This is a genomic window from Kitasatospora sp. NPDC007106, assembly GCF_040634455.1.
Classification (GTDB): domain Bacteria; phylum Actinomycetota; class Actinomycetes; order Streptomycetales; family Streptomycetaceae; genus Kitasatospora; species Kitasatospora arboriphila.
Window position 1 is genome coordinate 1 of the sequence record NZ_JBEYFP010000255.1, and the last position, 7,947, is coordinate 7,947.

Below are 7,947 nucleotides of genomic sequence, written 5' to 3' on the forward strand. Positions count from 1 at the left end.
GCCGGGCCGCTCCCCCGGCCGGGGGAGCGGCCCCGACGCGCCCGCACACGGCGCCGACTGTCCAAGACCCGGCCCGACCTGGCATGGTGGCGGCTGGACAATGGCTTTCCAGTCCCGAGGACCGTCCGCGGGAACCCGCCTTCCCCGCCCACCGGCGGGCGCAGGCAGCCGTCGGCCGACCCGGGCCGGGGCAGGGGGTCCGGCGACGGTGCTCGTCACCTGAACGAGTCGGAGCGAGACGACGTGGACCATTCCGCCGCCAAGGGCGCCGCAGCGGCCCATGAAGAGCCCGGCCAACTGCGGGCGGTGCTCGTCCTGTCGGCCGGTACCGGGGGCATCGGCGCCCATGTGCGTTCGCTCGCCCAGGGGTTGGTCGCGCACGGGGTGACCGTGACGGTCTGCGCGCCGGAGAGCGCGGACACCCGGTTCGGCTTCTCCCGCACCGGCGCGCGGTTCCACCCGGTGGACATCACGCCGACCGCGGGCGCCCGCAGCGACGCCGCCGCGATCGGCGAGCTGCGCCGCGCGTTCACCGGCGCGGACGTCGTCCACGCGCACGGCCTGCGGGCCGGACTGCTCTCCGACCTCGCGCTGCGGACGGCCGGCCGCTTCCCGGGCCTGCGCCCGGAGACCCCGCTGGTGGTCACCTCGCACCACGCGATGCTGGCGACCGGCCTGGACCGCCGGCTGCAGCGGCTGATGGAGCGGCGGGTGGCGCGCGCCGCCGACCTGGTGCTCGGTGCCTCCTCCGACCTGGTCGCCCGGGCCCGTGAGCTCGGTGCCACCGACGCCCGGCTCGGCCCGATCGCGGCCCCGCCGCTGCCGCCCGCGACGCTCGACCGGGAGGCCGCCCGGGCCGCGCTGTTCGACGGCAAGGACGAGCCCGCCCGGCCGCTGCTGCTCGCCATCGGCCGGCTGGTGCCGCAGAAGTCCTTCGGCCTGCTGCTGGACGCTGCCGGCCGGCTCGGCGACCTGGACCCGCTGGTGGTGATCGCAGGCGACGGCCCGGACGGCCAGGCGCTGCGCGAGCGGGTCGCCGCCGAGGGCCTCCCGGTGCGGATGCCCGGCCACCGCACCGACGTGCCCGACCTGCTGGCCGCCGCCGACGCGGTGGTCGTCCCCAGCCGCTGGGAGGCCCGCTCGCTGGTCGTCCAGGAGGCGATGCGGGCGGGCGTGCCGGTGGTGTCCACCGCGGTCGGCGGGGTGCCCGAGCTGGTGGGCGACGCCGCGGTGCTGGTCCCGTACGGTGACGCCGCGGCGCTGGCCGGGGCCGTCCGGGCGCTGATCGGCGACCCGCAGCGGCGGGCCGACCTCGCCGAGGCCGGCCGTCAGCAGCAGCTCACCTGGCCGGACGAGTCCGACACGGTCGCCCAGGTGCTCTCCACCTACGACGAACTGGTGCAGCGCGGCTGACGGCCGGGCGGCCGTCAGCCGGCGTCGCGCTCGGCGGCGCTGCGCTCGATGCAGAACTCGTTGCCCTCGGGGTCGGCGAGGGTGACCCAGCCGGTGCCGTCCGGCCGGCGGTGGTCGCCGACCAGGGCGGCGCCGAGGCCGACCAGCCGCTCGACCTCCTCGTCCCGGGTGCGGTCCTGCGGCTGCAGGTCGAGGTGGACGCGGTTCTTCACGCTCTTGCGGTCCGGCACGGTGACGAACAGCAGCGTGCCGGCCTTGCTCTCGACCAGCGCCTCGGGGTCGCCGGGGTGGTCGTCCTCGTGCAGCGAGGCGTCCAGCGCGGCGGCCCAGAAGGTGCCGAGTTCGTAGGCGTCGGCGCAGTCGATGGTGATGTGTCGTACGAGAGATGCCATGGGCGCCAGTCTGCGGCGCCGGTCACGGCCCGTCCACCAATTTGTCGACAGCGCGTCAGGCGGCGCCTCAGTGCTGCTGACCGGCGCCATAGGCGCCGCCGCAGGCGGTGAGCCGCAGGGCGGTGTCGATCAGCGGAACGTGGCTGAACGCCTGCGGGAAGTTCCCGACCTGGCGCTTGGCCCGCGGGTCCCACTCCTCGGCGAGCAGGCCGACGTCGTTGCGCAGCGCCAGCAGCCGGTCGAAGAGCTCACGGGCCTCGGAGACCCGGCCGATCATGGCCAGGTCGTCGGCGAGCCAGAACGAGCAGGCCAGGAACGCGCCCTCGTGGCCGGACAGCCCGTCGACGTTGGCGCCGTGCGCGTCGTGGGTGGGGTAGCGCAGCACGAAGCCGTCCTCGGTGGACAGTTCGCGCTGGATCGCCTCGATGGTGCCGATGACGCGCTTGTCGTCCGGCGGCAGGAAGCCGACCTGCGGGATGAGCAGCAGCGAGGCGTCGAGCTCCTGCCCGCCGTAGTACTGGGTGAAGGTGTTGCGCTGCTCGTCGTAGCCCTTCTCGCAGACGTTCGCGTGGATCTCCTCGCGCAGCGCCTTCCAGCGCTCCAGCGGGCCCTCGGTGCCGGTGTCCTCCAGCAGGCGGATCGTCCGGTCGACGGCGACCCAGGCCATCACCTTGGAGTGCACGAAGTGCCGGCGCGGGCCGCGGACCTCCCAGATGCCCTCGTCGGGCTCGCGCCAGTGCTTCTCCAGGTAGCTGATCAGCTTCAGCTGCAGCTGGTGGGCGTGGTCGTTGCGGACGAGTCCGGTCATGTGGGCGAGGTGCAGCGCCTCGACGACCTCGCCGTAGACGTCGAGCTGCAGCTGCCCGGCGGCGCCGTTGCCGACCCGGACGGGCAGCGAGCCCTCGTACCCGGGCAGCCAGTCCAGGGTGGACTCGGTGAGCTCGCGCTCGCCGGCGATGCCGTACATGATCTGCAGGTTCTCCGGATCGCCGGCGACGGCGCGCAGCAGCCACTCGCGCCAGGCGCGGGCCTCCTCGCGGTAGCCGGTGCGCATCAGCGAGGAGAGGGTGATGGCGGCGTCGCGCAGCCAGGTGTAGCGGTAGTCCCAGTTGCGCTCGCCGCCGATGTCCTCGGGCAGCGAGGTGGTGGGCGCGGCGACGATGCCGCCGGTGGGGGCGTAGGTGAGCGCCTTGAGGGTGATCAGGGAGCGGATCACGGCCTCCCGGTAGGGGCCCTGGTGGGTGCAGTGGCCGACCCACTCCGCCCAGAACCGCTCGGTGGCCTCCAGCGCGGCCTCCGCGTCGGCCGGGGCCGGCGCCGGCAGGTGGGAGGCCTGCCAGGTGAGGGCGAAGGCGATCCGCTCGCCCGCGTCGACGGTGAAGTCGGCGTAGGTGGTCAGGTCGCGCCCGTACGTCTCGGCCTCGCCGTCCAGCCAGACCGAGTCGGGGCCGGCCACGGCCACCGTGCGGTGCCCGCCGTCCGGCTGCTCCACCCGGTGCACCCAGGGCACGACCTTGCCGTAGCTGAAGCGCATCCGGACGGCCGAGCGCATCCGGACCCGGCCGGTGAGGCCCTCGACGATCCGGATCATCTGGGGCACGTCGGGGGTGCCGAGCAGGTGGCGGGGCGGCATGAAGTCGATCACCCGGACGGTGCCGCCCTGGGTGTCCCACTCCTGCTCCAGGACGAGCGAGTCGCCGCGGTAGGTGCGGCGGTCGGCGGGCAGCGCCGGGGCGGAGGCGGTGGCCGGCGGGAGGCGCAGGTCGCCGGTGTCGGAGACGGAGTGGTCCGCGTGGAAGGTGTGGTCGCGGTGCTCCTCGGGCGCGGGCGCGTCGCCCACGGCCTCGGCGGGGCCGATCCGCCAGAAGCCGTGCTCGTCGGTGCCCAGCAGGCCGGCGAAGACGGCCGGCGAGTCGAAGCGGGGCAGGCACAGCCAGTCCACCGCCCCGTCCCTGCTGACCAGGGCGGCGGTCTGCATGTCCCCGATGAGTGCGTAGTCCTCGATACGGCCGGCCACGTGGGTCTCCCAGTTCGCGATGTGGCTGCGCCGACGGCGGGCACGGGCGGGCCGGGGCCGCCCGCCGGTGGTCCGGGGCACTCGCGAGGTCCGTTGGGGTGGCGGGAGGGCTCGTGGGTGCCCGGCGGGGCCGGGTGGGCCCCTGGCTCTGACCGGGCGCGGGGCGGGACGGGGGGCTTCCGGATCGCGCACCGGGGACCGAACGGAGTCGGCCGACCCCCTCGCCCTCCGCGTGCTCTGGTGTCGGCGATGCGTCCGAGAAGAATACGTCCGCCGTACGCCCGGGGGCACGCGCAGGGGCGGTCCCCCGCCGGACTCGCACCGGATTGACCAGCCCGGCTGGTCCCCTCGGGTGATCGCCGGTGATCCGTCCGAGCCATCCGGAGCTGATCCTTCCACCGCGGCGCGGAGCCTGCGGAGGGCCCGCGGAGGGCGCGCCGCGCCGGGCCGGACCGCGTCCCGTCCGGTGCGCTGATACCCTGGTATCCCGTGGACTGGTGGGCAGCACACAGCTGAGGGCCACCCCCGATCCGCCGATTCGACGACCCCGCCGGTGCTCCGGCGTGCAGATGCGTCGACGCGCGGACGAGCGGAGGTCCGGCCACCGGGAGTCACCCTCGACACCGCGACCCACGGGAGCCCCCTCTTGGCACAGCCCCATTCCGGTAAGTCGGCCGCCGGCCGCGCCGTGACGACCAAGCACCTCTTCGTCACCGGGGGTGTCGCCTCCTCGCTCGGCAAGGGCCTCACCGCCTCCAGCCTGGGCGCGCTGCTCAAGGCGCGCGGCCTGCGCGTGACGATGCAGAAGCTCGACCCGTACCTCAACGTGGACCCGGGCACGATGAACCCGTTCCAGCACGGCGAGGTCTTCGTCACCGACGACGGCGCCGAGACCGACCTCGACATCGGCCACTACGAGCGGTTCCTCGACACCAACCTGCACGGCTCGGCGAACGTCACCACCGGCCAGGTGTACTCGACCGTCATCGCCAAGGAGCGCCGCGGCGAGTACCTGGGCGACACCGTCCAGGTCATCCCGCACATCACCAACGAGATCAAGTCCCGGATCCGCCGGATGGCGACCGAGGACGTCGACGTCGTCATCACCGAGGTCGGCGGCACCGTCGGCGACATCGAGTCGCTGCCGTTCCTGGAGGCCGTCCGCCAGGTCCGCCACGAGGTCGGCCGGGACAACGTCTTCTTCGTGCACGTCTCGCTGCTGCCGTACATCGGCCCCTCCGGCGAGCTCAAGACCAAGCCCACCCAGCACTCCGTCGCCGCGCTGCGCAACATCGGCATCCAGCCCGACGCCATCGTGCTGCGCGCCGACCGCGAGGTCCCGCAGGCCATCAAGCGCAAGATCTCGCTGATGTGCGACGTGGACGAGGAGGCCGTGGTCGCGGCCATCGACGCCAAGTCGATCTACGACATCCCGAAGGTGCTGCACGGCGAGGGCCTGGACGCCTACGTGGTGCGCCGCCTCGACCTGCCGTTCCGCGACGTCGACTGGACCACCTGGGACGACCTGCTGCGCCGCGTCCACGAGCCGCAGCACATCGTCAAGGTCGCCCTGGTCGGCAAGTACATCGACCTGCCCGACGCCTACCTGTCGGTGACCGAGGCGCTGCGCGCCGGCGGCTTCGCCAACAACGCCCGCGTCGAGATCAAGTGGGTCACCTCGGACGACTGCCTGACGCCGGAGGGCGCGCAGGAGCACCTGGGCGACGTGGACGCGATCTGCATCCCCGGCGGCTTCGGCGACCGCGGCGTGGACGGCAAGGTCGCCGCGATCACCTACGGCCGCGAGAACGGGATCCCGCTGCTGGGCCTGTGCCTGGGCCTGCAGTGCGTCGTGATCGAGGCCGCCCGGAACCTGGCCGGCCTGCCCGAGGCGAACTCCACCGAGTTCGACGCGGCCGCCAAGTACCCCGTCATCTCGACCATGGCCGAGCAGCTCGCCATCGTCGACGGCAAGGGCGACCTGGGCGGCACCATGCGCCTGGGCCTCTACCCGGCCAAGCTCGCCGAGGGCTCGATCGTCCGCGAGGTCTACGGCGGCGAGCAGTACGTCGAGGAGCGCCACCGCCACCGCTACGAGGTCAACAACGCCTTCCGCGCCGACCTCGAGAAGACCGGCCTGCAGTTCTCCGGCCTCTCTCCCAAGGGCGACCTGGTCGAGTACGTCGAGTACCCGCGCGAGGTCCACCCCTACCTGGTCGCCACCCAGGCGCACCCGGAGCTGAAGTCCCGCCCGACCCGCCCGCACCCGCTGTTCGCGGGCCTGGTCGCCGCGGCCATCAAGATCAAGACCGGGGCCCAGTAGGCCCGGGACGCCGCTGCGTCCTCCCGATGACCGGACGGCGGTCGTGCGGATTCCCCCGCACGGCCGCCGTCCGGCTGTTCGCGGACGGTTGTGGCCGCAGGCTGAGGGTGCGTCGGGTTAGATTGTGTCGTACTGACGAAAAGGGGAGAGCGATGGACTTCCAGCAGCAGATCAGGGATGCCGCCGAGCAGTGGCCCGTCCGGGCCGGCGAGACGCCGTTCAAGGGCCGGGTCACCGGGGTGCGCACCGAGGAGGTGCAGATGCCCGACGGATCCTGGGCGCGCCGCGACTACCAGACCCACCCGGGCTCGGTGTCGGTGCTCGCCCTGGACGACCGGCAGCGGGTGCTGATCCTGCGCCAGTACCGCCACCCCGTCCGGCAGCGCCTGTGGGAGCTGCCCGCGGGCCTGCTGGACGTGCCGGGCGAGAACCCGCTGCACGCCGCCCAGCGGGAGCTCTACGAGGAGGCCCACTGCAAGGCCGGCGAATGGCGGGTGCTGGTCGACTTCTACACCTCGCCCGGCGGCACCGACGAGGCGCTGCGGCTCTTCCTCGCCACCGACCTCTCCGAGGCCGAGGGCGAGCGGTACGCCGCCCACGGCGAGGAACTGGAGATCGAGACCGCCAGGGTCCCGCTGGAGGAGCTGATCCGGCTCGTCCTGGCCGGCGAACTGCACAACCCCACCCTGATCACCGGCACCCTCGCGCTGCACGCCGCCCTCACCGGCCAGGGCCTGGACACCCTGCGCCCCGCCGACTCGCCCTGGCCGGCCCGGCCCTTCCGCCAGGACTGAGGGTGCGCCCTTCAGGGGCGCGGGGCTGCTTTCGGTGAGGGCGACCTCAGGTGCCCCCACGCGCCCCTGGGTGGTCGGCCGCCTCCCCGCGCCCTGGGTGGTCGGCCGCCTGCTTGACCCGCGGGGGTGATGCCCGGGGCGGGGCGGGCGGGTGACCTCTGCGGGGGCGGTCGTTCGAACTACGCTTCGCGGCAGGGCCCGCAGCGGGTCCGCTGCGGGCGACCGACGGAAGTGGGCACGGGTGGCGAGGAAGACGGCGACCATCGAAGAGCGGTCCGCCGGCCCCGGAGCGGCCGGCCCCGCGGACGGCCTGCCGCCCGGGCCGACCGCCTTCGCCGGCCGCCGCACCGAACTCGCCGCCCTGACCGCCGCCGCCCGGGCCGCCGGCCAGGGCGGTGACGCGGCCAGGCTGGTCGTGCTGGCCGGCCGGGCCGGGTCCGGGCGGACGGCGCTCGCGCTGCGCTGGGCCCGGTCGGTGGCCGTCCAGTACCCCGGCGGCGTGCTGTACGCCCGGCTCTCCGCGCCCGACGGCAGCCGGGTGCCGCCCGGCCGGACGGCCCGGCGGCTGCTGGAGCAGTTGGACGCCGTCCCGGCCGGGCTGCTGCCGCCGGACGGGCCGGACGGCGCCGACCCCGCGTGCGCCGCACTGCGCGAGGCGCTCGCCGAGCGGGAGGTGCTGCTGCTGCTCGACGACGTCAAGGACGCCGCCCAACTGCGTCCGCTGCTCGGCGCGGGCGCCGGCACCCTGCTGCTCGCCACCACCGGTGGCCCGCTGACCGGCATCGAGGACGTCGACCCGGTGATCATCGGGGGGCTGGACCAGGCCGCCGCCGTCGGCCTGCTCGGGGACCTCGTCGGCGGCACCCGGGTCAGCTGCGACCCGGTCGGCGCCGCCGACCTTGCCGACGCCTGCGCGTGCCGTCCGGCCGCCCTGCGGCTCACCGCCGTCCGGCTGCGCGCCGACGCGCGCGCCGCGGTCACCGACGCGGCCGCCGACCTCACCGCCGC

6 protein-coding genes are annotated in these 7,947 nt (G+C 74.5%); 4 read left to right on the plus strand and 2 right to left on the minus strand.

Annotated features, from left to right (window positions below):
• Positions 1-243 precede the first annotated feature (243 nt).
• Positions 244-1,413, plus strand: a complete 1,170-nt coding sequence (locus tag ABZ641_RS19855; protein WP_344627765.1) for a glycosyltransferase family 4 protein — start codon at positions 244-246, stop codon at positions 1,411-1,413.
• 14 nt (positions 1,414-1,427) lie between these two features.
• On the opposite strand, the gene ABZ641_RS19860 is transcribed toward ABZ641_RS19855, so the two are convergent.
• Positions 1,428-1,805, minus strand: coding sequence for a VOC family protein (locus ABZ641_RS19860; RefSeq protein WP_359983445.1), 378 nt, complete (start codon positions 1,803-1,805; stop codon positions 1,428-1,430).
• Positions 1,806-1,872: 67 nt separating this feature from the next.
• Entirely contained in the window at positions 1,873-3,822 is a 1,950-nt protein-coding gene (locus ABZ641_RS19865; RefSeq protein ID WP_344627767.1) for a glycoside hydrolase family 15 protein, read from the minus strand.
• A gap of 646 nt (positions 3,823-4,468) precedes the next feature.
• Between ABZ641_RS19865 and ABZ641_RS19870 the strand changes: the two genes are divergently transcribed.
• The 3 genes from ABZ641_RS19870 to ABZ641_RS19880 all read left to right on the plus strand — a co-directional run.
• The gene (locus tag ABZ641_RS19870) at positions 4,469-6,145 is read left to right on the plus strand and encodes a CTP synthase (protein WP_344627768.1); all 1,677 of its coding nucleotides are present in this window, start codon (positions 4,469-4,471) and stop codon (positions 6,143-6,145) included.
• A gap of 152 nt (positions 6,146-6,297) precedes the next feature.
• The gene (locus ABZ641_RS19875; RefSeq protein WP_359983450.1) at positions 6,298-6,939 is read left to right on the plus strand and encodes an NUDIX hydrolase; all 642 of its coding nucleotides are present in this window, start codon (positions 6,298-6,300) and stop codon (positions 6,937-6,939) included.
• Positions 6,940-7,180: 241 nt separating this feature from the next.
• On the plus strand, positions 7,181-7,947 hold a 767-nt coding region (locus tag ABZ641_RS19880), incomplete at its 3' end, for an AAA family ATPase (protein WP_359983453.1).